General features: G+C 64.1%; 18 protein-coding genes. 10 read left to right on the forward strand and 8 right to left on the reverse strand.

Translation table 11 applies throughout. The features are described 5' to 3' along the window. Positions 1–145 precede the first annotated feature (145 nt). Positions 146–1,018, reverse strand: coding sequence for a winged helix-turn-helix transcriptional regulator (locus DIC75_RS00080; RefSeq protein WP_250985979.1), 873 nt, complete (start codon positions 1,016–1,018; stop codon positions 146–148). A gap of 771 nt (positions 1,019–1,789) precedes the next feature. Here DIC75_RS00080 and DIC75_RS00085 point away from each other — a divergent pair. Both DIC75_RS00085 and dapF read left to right on the forward strand, forming a co-directional pair. Next, complete coding sequence (locus tag DIC75_RS00085; RefSeq protein WP_491630622.1) at positions 1,790–2,866, forward strand: hypothetical protein; 1,077 nt, start codon at positions 1,790–1,792, stop codon at positions 2,864–2,866. A gap of 99 nt (positions 2,867–2,965) precedes the next feature. Continuing rightward, on the forward strand, positions 2,966–3,781 hold the full coding sequence (dapF, locus tag DIC75_RS00090; protein ID WP_250985981.1) for a diaminopimelate epimerase: 816 nt from the start codon (positions 2,966–2,968) through the stop codon (positions 3,779–3,781). Here dapF and radB read toward each other — a convergent pair. Further along, entirely contained in the window at positions 3,768–4,445 is a 678-nt protein-coding gene (gene radB / locus DIC75_RS00095; RefSeq protein WP_250985982.1) for a DNA repair and recombination protein RadB, read from the reverse strand. The genes dapF and radB overlap by 14 nt on opposite strands. Continuing rightward, a complete protein-coding gene (gene larC / locus DIC75_RS00100) occupies positions 4,442–5,635 on the reverse strand; it encodes a nickel pincer cofactor biosynthesis protein LarC (RefSeq protein ID WP_250985983.1) in 1,194 nt (397 codons plus the stop codon). Before larC ends, radB begins: the two co-directional genes overlap by 4 nt. Before the next feature lie 46 nt (positions 5,636–5,681). Between larC and DIC75_RS00105 the strand changes: the two genes are divergently transcribed. After that, positions 5,682–8,099: a CDC48 family AAA ATPase gene (locus DIC75_RS00105; RefSeq protein ID WP_250985984.1), complete on the forward strand. Its 2,418-nt coding sequence runs from the start codon at positions 5,682–5,684 to the stop codon at positions 8,097–8,099. 36 nt (positions 8,100–8,135) lie between these two features. On the opposite strand, the gene DIC75_RS00110 is transcribed toward DIC75_RS00105, so the two are convergent. After that, positions 8,136–8,426, reverse strand: coding sequence for a GNAT family N-acetyltransferase (locus DIC75_RS00110; RefSeq protein WP_250985985.1), 291 nt, complete (start codon positions 8,424–8,426; stop codon positions 8,136–8,138). Positions 8,427–8,774: 348 nt separating this feature from the next. Here DIC75_RS00110 and DIC75_RS00115 point away from each other — a divergent pair, with 348 nt between their 5' ends. Together DIC75_RS00115 and DIC75_RS00120 are read left to right on the forward strand one after the other, a co-directional pair. After that, a complete protein-coding gene (locus DIC75_RS00115) occupies positions 8,775–10,328 on the forward strand; it encodes a class I adenylate-forming enzyme family protein (protein WP_250985986.1) in 1,554 nt (517 codons plus the stop codon). Positions 10,329–10,393: 65 nt separating this feature from the next. After that, positions 10,394–10,978: an RAD55 family ATPase gene (locus tag DIC75_RS00120; protein WP_250985987.1), complete on the forward strand. Its 585-nt coding sequence runs from the start codon at positions 10,394–10,396 to the stop codon at positions 10,976–10,978. On the opposite strand, the gene DIC75_RS00125 is transcribed toward DIC75_RS00120, so the two are convergent. The 4 genes from DIC75_RS00125 to DIC75_RS00140 all read right to left on the reverse strand — a co-directional run bounded on the left by DIC75_RS00125 (position 10,975) and on the right by DIC75_RS00140 (position 15,289). Then, entirely contained in the window at positions 10,975–11,877 is a 903-nt protein-coding gene (locus DIC75_RS00125; RefSeq protein ID WP_250985988.1) for a methionine synthase, read from the reverse strand. The genes DIC75_RS00120 and DIC75_RS00125 overlap by 4 nt on opposite strands. After that, positions 11,874–13,163, reverse strand: coding sequence for an aspartate--tRNA(Asn) ligase (gene aspS / locus DIC75_RS00130; protein WP_250985989.1), 1,290 nt, complete (start codon positions 13,161–13,163; stop codon positions 11,874–11,876). Before aspS ends, DIC75_RS00125 begins: the two co-directional genes overlap by 4 nt. A gap of 128 nt (positions 13,164–13,291) precedes the next feature. Then, a complete protein-coding gene (locus DIC75_RS00135; protein WP_250985990.1) occupies positions 13,292–13,834 on the reverse strand; it encodes a pyruvoyl-dependent arginine decarboxylase in 543 nt (180 codons plus the stop codon). A 276-nt stretch (positions 13,835–14,110) separates the two neighbouring features. Continuing rightward, positions 14,111–15,289, reverse strand: coding sequence for a HEAT repeat domain-containing protein (locus tag DIC75_RS00140; protein ID WP_250985991.1), 1,179 nt, complete (start codon positions 15,287–15,289; stop codon positions 14,111–14,113). 238 nt (positions 15,290–15,527) lie between these two features. Here DIC75_RS00140 and DIC75_RS00145 point away from each other — a divergent pair, with 238 nt between their 5' ends. The 5 genes from DIC75_RS00145 to DIC75_RS00165 are packed head-to-tail and all read left to right on the forward strand — an operon-like array spanning position 15,528 to position 17,796. Continuing rightward, positions 15,528–15,770: a sulfurtransferase TusA family protein gene (locus tag DIC75_RS00145; protein ID WP_250985992.1), complete on the forward strand. Its 243-nt coding sequence runs from the start codon at positions 15,528–15,530 to the stop codon at positions 15,768–15,770. 10 nt (positions 15,771–15,780) lie between these two features. Further along, entirely contained in the window at positions 15,781–16,029 is a 249-nt protein-coding gene (locus tag DIC75_RS00150; protein WP_250985993.1) for a sulfurtransferase TusA family protein, read from the forward strand. A 4-nt stretch (positions 16,030–16,033) separates the two neighbouring features. After that, positions 16,034–16,264 carry a sulfurtransferase TusA family protein gene (locus DIC75_RS00155; RefSeq protein ID WP_250985994.1) on the forward strand — a complete coding sequence of 77 codons (231 nt, stop codon included), beginning with the start codon at positions 16,034–16,036 and terminating at the stop codon, positions 16,262–16,264. A 5-nt stretch (positions 16,265–16,269) separates the two neighbouring features. Then, positions 16,270–16,629: a DsrE family protein gene (locus DIC75_RS00160; protein WP_250985995.1), complete on the forward strand. Its 360-nt coding sequence runs from the start codon at positions 16,270–16,272 to the stop codon at positions 16,627–16,629. Between the two features lie 12 nt (positions 16,630–16,641). Then, positions 16,642–17,796 carry a cysteine desulfurase family protein gene (locus tag DIC75_RS00165; protein WP_250985996.1) on the forward strand — a complete coding sequence of 385 codons (1,155 nt, stop codon included), beginning with the start codon at positions 16,642–16,644 and terminating at the stop codon, positions 17,794–17,796. The last annotated feature ends 1 nt before the right edge of the window (position 17,797 follow it).

Here is a 17,797-nt window from a genome sequence, read left to right on the forward strand (position 1 = left end):
CCGTTCTGCAGATGCAGGAGCCTGCTACTCCGGCACAATCCCCGAACACCGGCTGCAGGCCGATCGGGCACGTCTGCGCGGCGCCGGCGGGGGCCGGAGATGTGCCGGACTGAAGGTGGCAAGAGCCTTCATCCGCAAGACAGACTCACACGGTATGTTCCGCCGGCACCCGTGCGGGTTCGGGGCTGCGGTCATGCACATACTCCGCCAGCATTCGAGAGGAGTTGTCGGTGAGAGTATACCGCACATACCGCCCCTCCCTCTCGGACGTTACAATCCCCTGGTGTTCCAGATATTTTACGTGCGTATAGACTGTGGCTTTGGACAGACCCGACTCTTCGGCGAGTTCTTCGGTGCGTGTACCCCCATTCAGGGAGATCTGTGTTATAATTCCCCGCAGGGTGTCATCACCCATGGCAATGATAAGAGCCTCTTTTTCAGCAGAGTACGGCGAACCTGTGGCGAAATAATGGCATCTCCCCCTGCTCCTGATCGCCTTCAACAGGCCTGCGGACTCCAGTCTTTCCAGATGATACCCAAGTGTCCCTCTCGTCAGGGACATCTCCTTCAGCAACTTCCTGAAATGCAACCCCGGGTTTGCCTTGATGAAACTCAGGGTCTCAAGCCTCCGCGGGCTGTCCAGAACATTCTTTCTGGAGATTCGTTTGTACCCGAGGTAGCCGACGGCCTTCAGGGGGAGAAGGGTCTCGAACGGGGCCACCGTTAACTGGGGAAACACGCATAGCAGCAGGACGAGCCAGAGCGGGATCGGGTCGATCTCCTGCACCTTCTCGCCCGATACAGATATACCAGGCTCTTGCCCGACGTTTCTAGAAGGCCGGACCGTGTATTCGGTGGCATCGGCAACCGATACCAGCAGTACCGAAAAAAGGATCGAGAGGGTGAGTAACCGGAGAAGTCTGCCCGGTTCAGCGCAGGTAAAAGTTGAGGGTGTATGGTCTCTGGAACGGCACCCGCTCGCCGTATACATCGGATGTCCGGGTTCCTGGTTCCACATAATTGCTATCTGGGTCAATGTCGATATCAATCCTGTTATTTGTCTTCCCATCGCTATCGTCGCGGAACGTGGCGGGCCTACTCCCCGGAAGGACGTATGTCAACATCCGGGTTGAGGCTCAGTCCTCCGGATACACTCTGGATGTGCGACACCGCTTCCGACATAGAACCGGTGCCTGTTAGTCTCACCCTGGCCGATGCTGTCGCACAGCCGCAGGATCATTACCGGAATCGTCCGACGCCGGAGGGCGGGTACCCGCCCTTCAGTTGCCGACACCGGGGGCACAGCGAAGAAGGCAACGGCCGACAGCAGGGCAAGAGTTATACATTTTCTCTTTTCTGATACCTCAATGTCGTATTCCATATTTTATGAGTTTTATAGCACAAACACCAATTCTATTCTCGTCTCTGCCCCCATTTATTCCCGGGGGCGAACTTGCCTGAAAAACCATCACAACCGGATTGGGGCCGGAACAGTCATACCTGAAGAAACGGGTGCAGTATTGACGTGCCGGGACAGCCTGCGCGCAGCGTTGAACTGCACACATCACGAGACGTCATGAATCAGAGAGCCCTTTCCGGAATCGGAGCCCCGGGTCTCGTTCGGCCGCCCCAGCACAGGCTCCAGCCGGCAGCGGCGAATTTCAGAGAGCCAAATGTATTGAACGCCTCGGCATGTAGCTGATTGTGACAGAAAACGTATGTAGAGGAACGTTGAGTTCTCAATCATGAATGCTGCATGCGGTCGCCTGCACCAGTGTAGAGGGTGGAGATGATTGAAGGCCTATCAATAAGGAGATATATCACCCTGGCGATCTGCATCGCATTCGCCGCCGGTGTTCTATCCATATTCGTGCTTAGTTACGACCCAGGACCCCCCACAATTTCCCTTTCGCAGAACATCTACGGCATCCCGCTCTCGGAAATGTGGGCGATCGTAGAGGAGCAGACCGGCGTCGAGAACACAACGGCTGTCCTTAGAGAGTTCAGGCTCGTAACTGCAAACGACGGGTCGATCGAATCGTTGCATATGGACTTCCACGGAGACGCTGAAGGTCTCCATCGATGGTACCGGATTGCAGTCAGCCCTGTGGGCGCCATGACCTGGGATTCCCTGACAATCGATACGGTGCCGGCAGGGGAGCATCCGCTCGTCCTTCTCTCCGAGATCGAACGGATCCCTTATCTGGAGTTGATCGGCGAGAACAGGGGGTTGATCGTCGAAGTCGATGCACAGTATGGGGATCTGGCATACGACGCCGGATATCGACCCCTCTTCGCCCTGAACCAGGGCGAGGTCGTTCCCCTGGAGAGGGTGGTGTTCTCTACAAACGACCCCTGGTATGACATCGCCGTCTTTAACAGAACAGAGGACAGTGTTAGAGGAGGTGTGCACTACTGCACGCTGTTCACGCGCAGCGACCTTGACAGAACTGAGACGGTTGATTACAGGGAGGCGGAGTCTTCCACAAGAGTGTACCATCCTGACGGTCTCTGTGATCAGGGCCCCATCACCGTCACGCTCGGAGGGCTTCCCTTCTCGAAGGGTGGAAAAAGCGCATCGCTTCCGGATCTGGAGAATTTCACCACCGCCATAGAAGATCGGATACAGAAAGACTACCTCTATCCCAACGGGTCTCTCATCGGTTTCGGCTACGATCTTGACGGCTATCTCCGGGTGAGCCTCTGGAACGGCCCGCCTCCGCCGGAGAACGTCTCCTCGATAGAAACAATGTATACGGTGCTTGATACGCGGGCAGGGGAGATGGGGATTGAGGATATCCCGGTGAAGTTCACGGTGTTCATTTCCCCGCCGGAGCCGGTCCTCGGTCCTCGAATGGAACCATAAGGATGCACCGCTCCCCTGCCGGACCCCATCCCCCACGAACCACCACGGTTTATCACCCGCCGCTCCCAATACCTACAATAGCGAGGCTACACTATGGAGATGGAGATCGGATTTACCAAACTGCAGGGAAACGGCAACGACTTTATTTTGATTGACGAATTCGAACAGGAAGCCATCCCCGAGGAGATGAAAGGAGGGTTTGCGGCGCTCTACTGCGACCGCAGGTTCGGCATCGGCGCCGACGGCATCCTCTTCCTCCAGGCGTCCGAGAAAGCCGATATCCGGATGCGGCTCTTCCAGCCCGACGAGAGCGAGGCCGCGATGTGCGGAAACGGCATCCGGTGCCTCGCAAAGTACGCCCATGACGCCGGCTACGTCAAGGAGTCCTGCTCGGTCGAGACCGGGGCCGGGATCGTGGCGGTGACGATGGGCTACGCGGAGGACGAGTTCACCGCGACGATCACCATGCCGGCGCCTGCGTTCGAGCGGAGCGCGATTCCCGCTACGGGGAACGGCGAGTATAAAGAGGAGATCCGCGGTTTCACCGTCTATGCCGCGAACACCGGCGTCCCTCACGCGGTCGTCTTCGTCAAAGAAATAGGCGCCGTCGACATCGCCACCGCCGGCCCGGCCATCAGGAACCACCCCACCTTCGTTGAGGGTGCGAACGTCAACTTCGTCGAGACCGCCGGCGATGTGCTCCGGATCCGGACGTTCGAGCGCGGTGTCGAGGGCGAGACCGAGAGCTGCGGCACCGGCGCCACCGCGGCGGCGGCGATCGCCCGCCGTCTCGGCAACGCCGGGGAGACGGTCCGGGTGGAAACGAAAGGCGGCCCGCTCGTCATCCGCTTCGGCGAGACCGTCACCATGGAAGGCCCCGCCGAGACGGTCTTTGAGGGCGTTATACCGTTCTGATCCCGTCCTCGGTGATCACGAAGTCGAACGAGAGCCCTTCCGGCCGGGACCGGTGCTTCCGGAGCATCGCCCGCCGGACGCTGTCCTTCTTTTCGAGCCGTATGATGGCCTTCGAGAGGTGCTCGAGCGCCGTCCCACCGAGGCCGGCGACCCGGTCGCGTTCGATATCCATGAAGATCTGGTTCGTGATCATGACGGGGATGTCGTACTTCTTCGCAAGCCCGAGGAGTTTTATCATGTGGTGCGAGAGTCTCCGCAACGCCTCCCGGCCGAGATCGAGTTCGGTCCGGTAGAGGGCGGTCGCCGAGTCCATCACCAGCAGCCCCACGGCGGCCTGGCCGTCCCTCTTGAGCAGCCCTTCCGTATCGGCGATCATAGCTCCCTGCTGGGCGAAGTCGAGCGGTTCGAAGAGGTAGAGCCGGTCAGCGAACGCCCCGGCGTTCTCCCCGGCGAGCTGCGTAAACCGCTCCACCGAAAATCCTTCGGTATCGATGTAAACGACCGAGTTCCCGGCCCGGAGAGAGGCCACCGCCGCCATCAGACAGAAGGTGCTCTTGCCGCTCGCGGGTTCGCCGTAGATCTGGGTGATCGTCCGCCGCTCGAGCCCGCCGCCGAGCAGGTCGTCGAGGGCCTGGCTTCCCGTGCTGACCCGGTCCGGCTTCATGGCGCGAGCACACCCCGCTCGATGAAGAGACGGCGTGCAGCCGCCTCGACCGTTCCGGCGACCTCGCGGAGCGGAACCCCGGTCTCCCGTGCGCACGCGGCCGCCTGCTCGTACTCCGCCTTGAAGGAGGTGATTTTCCCTCCCGACCAGCCGCACTTCACGTCGATCGTCCGTTCCCGGTCCCGGATGGTCACCGTGACCGGCTCGATTGTCCGTTCGGCGACGGACCGGTGTACCATCGGTATGCACCGGATGCCGAGCGTTCCGAGCTCCGCGGCCATCACCCCCACCAGGCGGTCGGTCGCATCGGGAGGAGAGATCACCCGGACGAGGTGGCCGCTCCGCCCCTTCTTCATCACGGCGGGAGTAGCGCTTGCGTCCCGGGCCCCTTCCTCCATCAGGCGGCCGATCGTGTAGGCGAGGGCTTCCCCGGTGACGTCGTCCACGTTCGTCTCGAGGATATCGACCCGGTCGCCGCCGGCATGCTCCTCCGTCGAAAGAAGCATCGAGCGGATGACGTTCGGCTTCCCCGGCGGGTTCCGACTTCCCGCCCCGTAGCCGACCGCCCTGATGGCCGCAGGACCGAGGTCTTCGGACCGGAGGGTCGAGAACTCGGCGAGGAGTGCGGCTCCCGTCGGGGTGCAGAGTTCCCGCTCCTCGTTCCCGGGGACGGTCTTCAAGTCCGATCCGGCGAGGACCGCCACGGTCGCGGGAGCCGGGATGGGGAAGGTCCCGTGAGCACCGACCGCAAACCCCCGGCCGAGCGCCACCGGGAGGACGGCCACCCCGGCGACGCCGAGGGAATGAAGGGCGGTGCAGGCTCCCACCACGTCGGCGACGGCGTCGTCCGCACCCACCTCGTGGAAGTGCGCCCCCGTTCCGTGGATACTCTCCTCGGCCCGGTGTATCCGGAGAAAGACCCGCCGGGCCATCTCCCGTGCGGGGGCGGGGGCGTCGCTTTCGGCCACCCGGTCGAGCACCTCGTCGAGGGTGCGGTGGTCTACCGGAGCATGCGCTCTCACCCAGACGGCCCGGATGCCGGAGCGGTCTACCCGTTCAATTGTCGGTTCCCCGACGACGGAACGCATGGCTGCCCGAACAAGCCCCTCATCGGCCCCCAGATCGAGAAGGGTTCCGATGATCATGTCGCCCGCGGCTCCGTTGAACGGATCGAAGAGAAGTATGTTCATGCGTCTCCAGTACTTATAAATCCCCGAAATATAAGAACTAGAGGTAATGCCCGAGATATACTTGAAGGTAGATAGCGCTTATCCGGAGGATCAGGGGGCAGGCAAGGCACGGCTTGACCCTGATACCATGCTGCAGCTCAGGCTCAACCCCGGAGACCTCGTGGCTATCGAAGGGAAGCGTCGCACCGTGGCCAAGGTCTGGCGTGCCATGGTGAACGACTGGCACCAGGGTAAGGTCCGGATCGATAATTTTACCCGGCTCAACACCGGTGCGAGTATCGGCGACCGGGTAAAGATAAGGACGCTGGACGAAGAGGACGAGGCGAAACGGGTCGTGCTCGCTCCTCCCGAGGATCTCCCCAAGCAGCTCCCCATCAACTACGGCAGCGTCGTCAACAAACTGATCGACTTTCCGGTCGTCAAAAACGACTCGGTGCCGATCCAGGCGGGGCTCCCGTTCATGCAGCCCCAGCTCGTCGCGTTCAAGGCCGTGGTGGTCGAGCCGGAGACCGCCGTGATCATCACCAAGAACACGAAGATCGAGTTCTCCGAGAAGCCCGCAGCCGGATTCGAGGGCGTCAAGAGGATCAGCTACGAGGATATCGGCGGCCTCAAGGGCGAACTCCAGCGTGTCCGGGAGACGATCGAACTCCCCATGCGGCATCCCGAGATCTTCCGCAAGCTCGGTATCGAACCCCCGAAGGGCGTCCTCCTTTACGGTCCGCCGGGAACGGGAAAGACCCTCATCGCAAAGGCGGTCGCGAGCGAGAGCGGAGCCCACTTCATCTCCATAGCGGGGCCGGAGGTGATCTCGAAGTACTACGGCGAGAGCGAGCAGCGGCTCCGTGAGGTCTTTGAGGACGCCCGGCAGCATGCTCCCGCCATCATCTTCATCGACGAGCTCGACTCGATCGCCCCCCGGCGCGAGGAGGTGACCGGGGAGGTCGAGCGGCGTGTGGTCGCCCAGCTCCTGACGATGATGGACGGGCTCGAAGAGCGGGGGCAGGTCGTGGTGATCGGGGCCACGAACCGGCTCGACGCCATCGACCCCGCCCTCCGCCGTCCCGGACGGTTCGACCGGGAGATCGAGATCGGGGTTCCCTCAGAGGACGACCGGATCCAGGTGCTCCATATCCACACCCGCGGGATGCCGCTTGCGGACGACGTGGCGATCGCCTCCATCGCCCAGCAGACTCACGGGTTCGTCGGGGCGGACCTTGCCGCCCTCGCCCGTGAGGCGGCGATCAAGGCGTTGCGGCGTTATCTCCCCGAGATCGACCTGGAGGCCGAGGAGATCCCACCCGAGACCCTCGAGAAGATGGAGGTCCAGGGCAGAGACTTCCGCGACGCGCTCCGCGACGTGGGCCCGAGCGCCATGCGGGAGGTTCTCCTCGAAGTGCCCCACACCACCTGGGGAGACGTCGGGGGCCTCGAAGAGGCGAAGCAGGACATCCGCGAGGCGGTGGAGTATCCGCTCACCCAGCGGGAGCGGTTCGAGAACCTCGGGATCGAGCCCCCGAAGGGCGTCCTCCTCTACGGTCCGCCGGGAACGGGCAAGACCCTCATCGCAAAGGCGATCGCAAGCGAGAGCGGGGCGAACTTCGTGCCGGTCAAGGGTCCCCAGCTCCTCTCGAAGTGGGTCGGGGAGAGCGAGCGGGCGGTCCGCGAGATCTTCAAGAAAGCCCGCCAGGTGGCGCCGTCCATCATCTTCTTCGACGAACTGGACGCCCTCGCCCCCGCCCGGGGCGGTGGCACCGAGTCGCACGTCATCGAGAGCGTCTTGAACCAGATCCTCACCGAGATCGACGGCCTCGAGGAACTCCGGGGCGTGGTGGTGATGGGAGCGACCAATCGGCCGGACATGGTCGACCCGGCGCTGCTCCGGCCGGGACGGTTCGACCGGCTCGTCTACATCGGCGAGCCCGGACGGGACGACCGGGAGAAGATCCTCGCGATCCACACCCGTTACGTACCGATCGAGGGCTCGACGATGGAAGAACTCGTGGAACTGACGGAGGGGCTCTCGGAGAACGAACTCGAGGACCTGGTCCTGGCCGTCGGGGCCAACCAACGGGTGAGCATCGAGGACGTGAGGAGTCACCGCGCCGCGATTGAGGCGAGCGACGACGAGGGGCTCCGGAGCCATCTCCGGAGGAAGAAACTCGTCGACCTCTTCTCCCAGCAGAAGGTGAGCCTCGACGACCCGGCACGGGACCGGCTCCTCGGAGAGATTGCGACCGGTACCGAGGGGTTCGTCGGCTCGGACCTCGAGGCGCTCGCCCGGGAATCGGCCATGCTCGCCATGCGGGAAGGCTCCTCCCTCGTGAACACGTCGCACTTCGACCGGGCGCGGGAGAAAGTGCACGCGACGATGAACGAGCGGCTGCGGCAGTACTACGGGAAGGTGCAGCAGCACTTCAAGGGCGGACTGCCGAAAGAAGTGCAGCCGCCGGAATACCAGTGAGAAAACTGTCCGGGGAGACTTCCCGGAAACCTCTTTTTAGCCGATCCGGTTCCCCGGCGGATATGCGATCAGCCCTTCCTTGACGCCTCTGACAAAACCGCCCTTCTCGTAGAGCCGGAAGACGTTCTCCTCCCTCCTGCCGGTAAGAAGCATCACCTTGTAGCAGTTCGCTTTCCATGCGTAATCGAGCACGGCGGCGAGAAGGGCCGTGCCGAACCCCCGGTTCCGGAACTCCCGGCGGGTTACGACGTTCTCGACGAGCCCGTAGGGCCGTGCGCCCCGGGTGAGGTTCGGGAGAATGTGCAGGACGCAAGACGAGACCGGCACGCCTTCGTATTCGAGGAGGAAGAGATGGGTCCGGGGGTCGCGGCGAGGATATCCTCCCAGGCCGTCTCCAGTGCACGAGCATCGGCCACCTCATCGGCATCATGCATGTGCGTATAGAGCGAGAGGACCGCATGCAGGTCCTCCCGGACGGCCTCGCGTACGAGCGGCGTGTCGCTCTGCATACACTCCGGTTCTACCTGTCCGGTAATCTCCTTTTGGTTTTACCCGCCCGGAGTCCCGGTAGTGATCCACAGCCGCGACCGCTCCCGTATCCCCGGGGCAACCTATTTACAGCACCATGCACAAGCATATACATCAAAGCGCATACATGCCGCCCGGAGTCCCCCCATGCCGAATTGTACCACGTTTCTCGACGCCAACGCCTGTAACCCCAAAAAAGTCGCTCTCGTCGTTCCCTCCACCGGAGAGTCCTACACCCGTGCCGACCTCCTGGACCGGGCCTCCCGGGTCGGACGCGGCCTCCTCGACCTCGGGGTCGGGCGCGGGGAGCGGGTCTGCATTTACCTGGACAGTTCGGCGGAGTACCTGGTGAGTTACCTCGCCCTCTGGCGTATCGGCGCCGTCGCCGTCCCGACGAACCGGGTCTACCGGGAGAGCGAGGTCCTCTACGCCGTCCGAGACGCAGGAGCCTCCGCCGTCATCACCGACGTAGAGGGTGCGGCCCTCGTCGGGCGCATCCGGGACCGGGCACCGACGCTCCGGCATATCGTCGCCGTCGGCGGCGAGGCTGCGGGCGCAACCCCCTGGACCGACCTCCTCCGGGCACCGGCGGACCTCCGTGCCGCCCACTGCCGGTTCGACGACCTCTGCCAGATCCAGTACACCTCCGGCACCACGGGAAAACCGAAGGGCGCCATGCTCACCCACGGGAACTGGATCGCGGCCATGGATGCCGAGCGGGACGTCCTCCGGATCACCGATACGGACGTCTACCTCGGGATCTACCCGATGGGGCACGTCGGCGTCAGCTGGGGCATCGCCACGCTCCGGGCCGGCGGGACCTACGTCGTCATGGAGCGGTTCGATCTCTCCCGCTACCTCGACCTCGCCCGCGACCACCGGGCCACGATCGTCGCCGGCATGCCGCCGGTGATCCACTCCCTCCTCCAGACCCCGCCGGGGACCGAGACGGCGCTCGCCACCGCCCGGGTGATGATCAGCGGCGGCGGACCCCTGACGCCCGGGGTCTGGAAGCCCTTCCACGAGCGGTTTAACATCCCGATCGTCAACGCCTACGGCCTCTCCGAGACGGTCGTCGTCGGGACCGGGACCGCGATCCGCCCCGAGCACTACGCGACCGCAGACGAATTCCGGAGCGTCGGCACCCCGGTCGGGTTCTCGGAGGTGAAGATCGTCGCCGCGGACGATCCCGGCCGGGAACTTCCGCCCGGCGAGGACGGGGAGATCGCCCTCCGCGGGCCGGGGGTGGCGCTCGGCTACTGGCAGATGCCCGAGGAGACCGGCGCCGCCTTCCTCCCCGACGGCTGGTTCCTGACCGGCGACGTCGGCCACCTGGACAGGACCGGGATGCTCTATATCACCGACCGCAAAAAGGACATGATCGTCATGTCGGGCTGGAAGGTCTACCCGACCGAGGTCGAGGACGTGCTCGTCCAGCACCCGGGCGTCCGCGACGCGGCGGTCTTCGGGTGCAGCGACGAGCACCGGGGGGAGGTGCCGGTCGCCGTGGTGGTCCCCTCCGGCGAGGACGTCGCTCCCGACGATATCATCGCCTTCGCCCGCGAGCGCCTCGCGGGCTACAAGGTTCCCCGCCGGGTCATCCTCGCCGGCGAGATTCCCCGGGTGAACGGGTGGAAACTCCTGCGGAAGCGTCTGCGGGAAGAGTACTGCGCCGCCGCCGGCGTGCAGGATCGCACCTGACCGGGTAGTATTAAAGAACCGGCGGCGAATAGGTAGTTTAGAGGACACACCACCGAGGTACAGACGTGGCAGACATCACCAGACGTTCAACAGGAATCGCGGGCCTGGACCTTGCACTCGAAGGGGGATTTCCGCCGGGCACCCGCATCATCATCTCCGGATCTCCCCTGAGCGGCCTCGAACTCCTTGCACAGCAGTTCTGGCAGGCGGAAGAAGGAACAGGTGCTTACCTGATGCTCGATGCCGTGCCGCTGGAAGGCATGACCGACGCACGGGGTATGGACGCCGCTGCACTGATCGCGGCCATGCAGGGCGAGAGGATCGTCGTGGACTCCCTCTCCACGCTGATCGCCGCCTGGGGGGTAGACGCGGCTACCGAGTTCGTCCTCGAGGACACCCGCGCGATCATCGAAGGAGGGGCGAACATCGTCTACCTCCTCTACACCGATCTGCACACCCCGCATGAGGAGGCGCGGATGATGCGTGCCGCCGACATCTTCATCACCCTCAGGCACCAGGTCCACGGCAACGAGTTCGAGCGGACGCTCGCCATCGAGAAACTCAAAGATGCAAACGTGCCGCAACGGGTGATCCCCTACCACATCATCGCGAGAGGCCTTGAACTCTCGACGACGAGCAGGGTGGTCTAGCCGGTATACTCGGCCCGGGCCTCGCCCGCCGCAACAACCATATTTTTCAGTTTTCCAAGTGCCGCATCCCGCGACTGCATCCGCAGACCGCAGTCCGGGTCGATGAGCATGGCCTCCGGCGAGAATACGTCGATACCGGCCTCGATCCGTTTGCGGATGGCCTCGACGCTCTCGACGCCGGGATCGGCCGAGTCCACGCACCCGCAGCCGATCATCCGTCCGCGCAGATCCTTCCCCGAGAGCACCTCGAGGTTTTGGGGGTTGTTCGCGAACTCGAAGTCGAATACGGCGACATCCGTCCGGAGGACGTCGTCGATGACGCGCTCGAGGCCCCCGCAGACGTGGAGGCATACCGGCACCCGGAGCCTGCCGACGATCGCGTTCACCGCCTCGCGGCCGACGGCGATGTTTGCGGCCCCCGTGGAGAAGATAGGCTCGTCTATCTGGAGGAGCGTGACCCCAGCGTCCTGGAGGTAGCCCGCCTCGACGGCGAGCGCCTGGGCGAGGTCGAGAACCAGTTCGTCCTTGTTCCGGTAGAACGGGGTCTCGAGCGAAAGGCCGTGCGCGAGCGTGCTCGGCCCGGTGAGGATCCCCTTCACCTTCGGGTGACGGGAGAGGGCATACTTCGTATCCGCGAGCGTGATGGGGCGCTGGGCGGGCTGGACCTTCCCGACGACCGAAGACCCGCGGATGCCGGGAAGGTGGGAGGTGAAGGCCCGGATCATGTCGCCCCGGACCTGGCCGTCGGAGATGATATCGATCCCGGCATCGATCTGGTCGGCGACCGCTACCTCCACCGCGTGTTTCAGCGGGTCCATGAGGGCGCGAACCCCCGAGCCTTTCACCACCGGATAGCTCCCGACCACCGTGGTGGGCAGGCGCTTGCTCATCAACGTCATGGGGTCAGTCTGTGCCGGTCACGCGGGAAGAGCACCGCCTCGCGGATGTTTTGCAGGTCGAGCATCGTCATCACCAGGCGCTCGATGCCGAGCCCCCATCCGGCGTGCGGGGGCATGCCGTAGCGGAACGCCTTCAAGTAAAACTCGAAACTCTCCGGAGAGAGTCCCTTGGCACGGATCCGCTCTACAAGGTTATCATGGTTGTGCACACGCTGGGCGCCGGAGGAGAGTTCCATCCGGGGGTGCATCAGGTCGAACGCCTTGCAAAACTCGGGCTTCTCCGGGTAGGGCATCGCGTAGTAAGGCCTGATGTCGGTCGGCCAGTCGACGATGAAGTAGTGTTGCCCGATCGTATCCCCGATCGCCCGCTCGGCAGCCGGGGAGAGGTCGTCGCCGAAGGAGAGTTTCTCCTCGACGGTGCGGTTCGCGATCTCGATCGCTTCCACATACGGGATACGGGGGAACGGTTTTGCCGGGACCGCGAGGTCGACCCCGAGTTCCGCGAGGTGTTCGCTGCAGTCCCTCGCGACAGCGCCGTAGACGTGGACGATCAGGTCTTCGAGGAGTTCCATGACGTCGTTGTGGTCGGCAAACGAGACCTCGACATCGAGCGACGTGGCCTCGTTGAGGTGCCGGACGGTGTTGTGCTCCTCGGCGCGGAAGATGGGGCCGATCTCGAAGACCCCCTCGAACCCGGCAGCCATCATCATCTGTTTATAGAGCTGCGGGCTCTGGTTCATGAACGCCTCTTTCTCGAAGTAGGCGATCGGGAAGAGTTCGGTGCCGCCCTCGGTAGCGGCGGCGACGATCTTGGGGGTGGCGATGTCGACGCAGCCCCGGGAGGAGAGGAAGGAGGTGGCGGCACAGGTCACCGCCGAGCGGATGAAGAAGATGGCGCGGACACGCGGTTTCCTCGCGTCCAGGAACCGGGAGTCGACCCTCGTATCCATCTCCGCGGGCACCTTCTCGGCGACGTCGAGCGGAAGCGGGCTCTCTGCGACGCTGATGATCTCGAGTTCCTCGGGAACAATCTCGCGCCCGCCGGGGGCTTTCTCGATCGCCTTTACCCTCCCCTGGACCCTGACCACGGACTCTCGCGAGACGCTCCGGGCGACATCAAGGATCTCTGCCGGGACCTTCTTCTTCGGGATGGTCACCTGGATGATGCCGGTCCGGTCGCGGATCAGGAAGAACGAGAGTCCTCCGAGATCGCGGACCTCGTGCACCCAGCCGATGATCTCTGCGGATTCGGTTTCCGGGGTTACGGCCCGTATTGGTAGACGCATATGAAAAACCTGGATACAGTATGGGCCGCGGGAGGTATTTTGTTTTGCGCTCCTCGCCGGGGGTGGCCGGATATGGCCGGTCCCGGACAGCCGTAGGAAAAGGGATGGCCGGTCCGGGAGATAGGGGGTTACAGGAAGACCGCTGCGGCGAGGACCGTCGTCCAGCGACCGCTCATATCCCCTTTTGCCGACTGGCAGGTGTGGGTCGTGTTGATGATCCGACCGCTCGCCTTATAGATCTGTTCCCGCTCCTGCCACGCTTTGTCCGGGTCGAACTCGATCCCGAGCGTTGTCGCGAGCATGGTTGCCGCAAGGTCTTCTGCGTATTCGCCCGAGACCTCTGCAGTCTCGCCGAAGGCGTGGTGCTCGGAGAGGTAGCCGTAGGTGTTGCTCTCCTTGGGCATCGCGTGGCCGATGGCGGCGGATGCGAGCCGGCTCGGTTCGTTGGTCTCGTTCCGGGCCATGACAACGTAGACGATGCTGCCCGGAGAGAGGTCCTTTAAGCCCTCCTCCTTCGAGACCAGCTGGCAGTTCGGGGGAAAGATACTCGAGACGTAGACCAGGTTGTACTTCTCGATGCCCGCCTGCCTGAGAGCCAGTTCAAACGATGCCAGTTTGTCTTTGTGGATGCCCACACCCTTCGTAAAGAAACACTTGGTCGGAACGAACATTAGGGATCTTCTTATCGTTTGACTTTTTTAAAATTTTCGGTAATAACAGTCACAAATTAAAAACGGAGCGGAATTTCCAACCATTTCGACGTTAGAGGACGAAAATGCAGATAAATCGGAAAACACCCGGAAAAATACGGATTGTTCAGGTGCGCCGGGGTGGCCGCGGGCACGCCCGGGCCCGCCGATCTCCCCCTGCAGAACGACCTGAACCGGAATCGTCACCGGAACAGTCCATATCGGAAAACTCCCGCGACCTTGCGGGGAGCGCACCCGTCAGGCGAGATCTCCCCGTGCCTTGATCGTCTCCAGCGCCTCGAACGCTTCCCGCCGGACGTCCCTGTCGGGATCCTGGAGGAGGGTCTGCAGCGCCTCGGATGCCCCGGGGGCACCGATCTCGCCGAGGACGATGGTGGACTCTCGCCGGGTCCCGGCGTCGCCGGTGCCGGCCAGATCGATCAGGGCCGGTGCCGCCGCCTCTCCGGCCCGCCAGAGTGCCTCCATCGCCCGGTGCCGGGCAGCCTCGTCGCCGTTCCCGAGGGCTTCGATGAGCGGGCCGACGGCCGGCGCACCGATATCCGCGAGCGCACCGCAGGCGTACCGCCTGACCTCCCGGTCGGGGTCGGAGAGCGTCTCGATGAGCGGGGCGACCGCTTCCCCGGCCCGGACCTCCCCGAGCACCCGCGCAGCCCACCGGCGGACGGACGGCCGTTCGTCACGGAGGGCGGCCGAGAGGGAGCCGACCGCCGGAGCACCGATACGGGCAAGAACGGCCGCACTTCGCCGCCGGAGATCCTCGTCGTCGTCGCCGAGCGCCTCGATGCAGGGAGAGACCGCACCGTCCCCGAAACCGGAGAGCGCATCGGCGGCGAGAGACCGGACCTGCTCGTCCGGGTCGCGAAGGAGGCCGACAAGGCTCTCCATGCCGCGCTCGTCCCCCGACCGCCGCACCCCGGCGATCGCGCACCGCCGCACCCGGGGGTCGTCGTCGCCGAGCGCCTCCAGGAATACGTCCCCGGCATGGCCGCTCCCGAGCGCCTCCAGGGCTCCACAGCGGATCGCGCCGTCCCCTTCACGGGCCGCCTGCTTCAGGGCGTCCACCGCCGGGCTTCCGATCAACCGGAGCGCCCAGGCGGCGTCTTCACGCACGGCGTCGTCCGCGTACGAGAAGGTCCCGATGAGGTGAGGGATCGCCGCCGGCCCCGCCCGCCCGAGGGCGCCTGCAGCCGCCCGCCGGATGCACCAGTCCTCATCCTCGAGGGCTTTCATCAGCGGGAGCACCGCCGCTTCCCCCATCTCGCCGAACGCCCGGACCGCTCTCCACCGGGTCGCGATATCGGCGCTCTCGAGCGATTCCGCGAGGCCTGCCATCCGGGCATCCTCCTCTGCATCGACAGATGCTGCCGCTGTCTCCTCCTCCTGCTTGCGCACGCCAAACCGGTTCCACAGTCCCATGGTCATCCTCCAGGTGATCGGTCTTCTCCGATGATGGTACGTGGCAGAAGATGGCGTATAATTCTTCTGATCTTCTCCCGGAGCCCCAGGGGGCACCCGTTGCCGTCCTCTGCCGCAGGCGCCCCCGGAGGAACGCTTATAAGGGATGGCGCTGGATCCGGTGCAACCGGGAGTGTGCCGTCGACGCATCACGGTACCCGGATTCGCACGCGCGCCCCGCAACGGAAGGTGGAGAGAAGTGGAACCTGAGAAGAAACCCGCGGCGGTCGTGGACTGTATCGGGCTCTACTGCCCCATGCCGATCGCGATGACAAAAGAGGCGATCGAGAGACTCGACGTCGGAGAGGTGCTCCTGATCGAGGCGGACGACCCCGCCGCGGAGGAGGATATCCGGCGCTGGGCGAACCGGGTGGGGCACGAGATCGTGAAGTTCGAGAAGGATGACGGCGTCATGAGGTTCTCCATCCGGAAGATGAAATGAGGTGAGATGAATGTACGCGGATAAAACGGTGAGTTGTGTCGGGATCTGCCAGTCGCCGATGCTCTCGATCGAGGAGGAGATGGAAACGCTCAACATGGGACAGGTCCTGCAGGTGACGACCGATAAACCGGACCTCGTCGGAACGGTCAGGTCCTGGGCCGGTGAGAACGGGCATACGATCGAGGAAGAGCACGTCGCGAGCGGCGTAACGACCCTCATCGTGCGCAAGGGAGCGGCGGCAACGGCAGAGACGAAGTGATCGCATGGCTGCCGGAGGCTACGTGGATGCAAAGGGAGCCTACTGCCAGGCGCCGGTCATCCTGCTCAAAGAGGGGATGGACAGGCTCGCGAGCGGCGAGATCCTGAAGGTCGAGGTGGACAATGCCCCCACGGAGGAGGACGTCCGGGTCTGGGCAAGGCGGATGGGCCACGAGATCGTGAGCGAAGAGAAGGATGGAGAGAAGATCACCTTCTCCATCCGGAAAGGAGCGTGAAAGGTATGGCACGGATACTTTACATCCAGACCAGCGGCACCGATACCCCCGAGCGGCTGTACGCACCGTTCGTTCTCGCGATGACGGCGCGCAGCATGGACATGGACGCCGACATCTACTTCATGATCAAGGGGGTGACGGTCGTCAAGAAGGGCGCCGCAGAGGAGATCCAGGTCGGGAACTTCCCGAAACTCTCCGAGATCATGCACCAGGCAATCGCTTCCGGGGCAAAGATCTACATCTGCGAGCAGAGCACCCAGCTCCTCGGCATGGCACGGGGCGACTTCATCGCGGAGGGGCAGGTCGTGGGCGCGCTCACCTTAAACGATCTCGCCGTCGACGCCGACGCGGTCATCACGTTTTAGGGACGGCCGGATATGGAGGAGCGAATCTATCTCGACCACGCGGCGGCGATGCCGGTCCACCCGGGGGTTCTCCGGTTCGGGAGGCAGTTCCCGGGCGAATTCGCCGGCAACCCCTCCACGCTCTACCAGGAGGGGCTCGCGGCGCAGGAAGCCGTTTCCCGGGCGCGGGAGCAGGTAGCGTCGCTCGTCGGCGCGAGCGACACGGCCTCGATCGTCTTTTGCAGCGGGGCGACCGAAGCGAACAACATCGCCGTCCGGGGCACCGCACTCCGGAATGCGAAACGGGGGAAAAACGTCGTCGCGAGCGCCATCGAGCACATATCCGTGCTGAACCCGGCAAAAGACCTGCAGAAGAGCGGGTTCTCTCTTACACTCGCTCCGGTCGACCATTACGGCACGATCGACCTCGACGCTCTCAGGAAGGCGGTCACGCCGGAGACCGTTGTTGCGTCGGTCCACTACGCGAACAACGAGATCGGGACGGTCGAGCCGGTCCGGGAGGTGGCGGAGATCGTCCACGACCGGGGCGGGATCCTCCATGTGGACGCCACCGATGCCGCGGGAAGGATACCGATCGACGTGGAGCGTGACGGCATCGACCTTCTCACCCTCTCGGGAAACCAGCTCGGGGGGCCGCAGGGGGTCGGGGCGCTCTACATCCGCCCGGGGGTCCGGGTCCAGCCGGTCCTCGTCGGGGGCGGGCAGGAGCGCGGTCTCCGGCCGGGGACCGAGAACGTCTTCTCGATCGCCTGCATGGGCGAGGCGGCCCGGCTTGCAGGGGAGGAGATGCCGGGGGAGAGCAGACGGCTCCGGGCGATCCGGGACCGGCTTATCTCCGGCATCACGGAGATGGAGGAGGCCTACCTGACCGGCCACCCGACTGAGCGCCTCCCGCACCACGCGAGTTTCCGCTTCTCCCGGATCGAGGGCGAGAGCATACAGCTCGCCATGGACATGCTCGGGATCGCGGTCGCCACCGGGTCGGCGTGCACCTCAAGGACGCTCGAGGCCTCCCACGTCCTCCTCGCCATCGGGCTCGCCCACGACGAGGCGCACGGGTCGATGGTCGCGACGCTCGGGCGCACGAACAGCCCGGACGAGGTGCCCCGGATCGTCAGGGCCGTCGAAGAAACAGTTAAACGCCTGCGGGCCATTACACCGCTGTAGG

This window comes from Methanoculleus oceani (assembly GCF_023702065.1).
GTDB lineage: Archaea > Halobacteriota > Methanomicrobia > Methanomicrobiales > Methanoculleaceae > Methanoculleus > Methanoculleus oceani.

Excerpts from the sequence above, each read along its gene's own strand:
- DIC75_RS00080 (WP_250985979.1), bottom strand. The coding sequence starts at position 1,018 with ATGTGGAACCAGGAACCCGGACATCCGATGTATACGGCGAGCGGGTGC.
- radB (WP_250985982.1), bottom strand. The coding sequence starts at position 4,445 with ATGAAGCCGGACCGGGTCAGCACGGGAAGCCAGGCCCTCGACGACCTG.
- DIC75_RS00150 (WP_250985993.1), top strand. The coding sequence starts at position 15,781 with ATGTACGCGGATAAAACGGTGAGTTGTGTCGGGATCTGCCAGTCGCCG.
- DIC75_RS00140 (WP_250985991.1), bottom strand. The coding sequence starts at position 15,289 with ATGGGACTGTGGAACCGGTTTGGCGTGCGCAAGCAGGAGGAGGAGACA.
- DIC75_RS00160 (WP_250985995.1), top strand. The coding sequence starts at position 16,270 with ATGGCACGGATACTTTACATCCAGACCAGCGGCACCGATACCCCCGAG.
- dapF (WP_250985981.1), top strand. The coding sequence starts at position 2,966 with ATGGAGATCGGATTTACCAAACTGCAGGGAAACGGCAACGACTTTATT.
- larC (WP_250985983.1), bottom strand. The coding sequence starts at position 5,635 with ATGAACATACTTCTCTTCGATCCGTTCAACGGAGCCGCGGGCGACATG.
- DIC75_RS00085 (WP_491630622.1), top strand. The coding sequence starts at position 1,790 with ATGATTGAAGGCCTATCAATAAGGAGATATATCACCCTGGCGATCTGC.
- DIC75_RS00135 (WP_250985990.1), bottom strand. The coding sequence starts at position 13,834 with ATGTTCGTTCCGACCAAGTGTTTCTTTACGAAGGGTGTGGGCATCCAC.
- DIC75_RS00115 (WP_250985986.1), top strand. The coding sequence starts at position 8,775 with ATGCCGAATTGTACCACGTTTCTCGACGCCAACGCCTGTAACCCCAAA.
- DIC75_RS00105 (WP_250985984.1), top strand. The coding sequence starts at position 5,682 with ATGCCCGAGATATACTTGAAGGTAGATAGCGCTTATCCGGAGGATCAG.
- aspS (WP_250985989.1), bottom strand. The coding sequence starts at position 13,163 with ATGCGTCTACCAATACGGGCCGTAACCCCGGAAACCGAATCCGCAGAG.
- DIC75_RS00155 (WP_250985994.1), top strand. The coding sequence starts at position 16,034 with ATGGCTGCCGGAGGCTACGTGGATGCAAAGGGAGCCTACTGCCAGGCG.
- DIC75_RS00125 (WP_250985988.1), bottom strand. The coding sequence starts at position 11,877 with ATGACGTTGATGAGCAAGCGCCTGCCCACCACGGTGGTCGGGAGCTAT.
- DIC75_RS00165 (WP_250985996.1), top strand. The coding sequence starts at position 16,642 with ATGGAGGAGCGAATCTATCTCGACCACGCGGCGGCGATGCCGGTCCAC.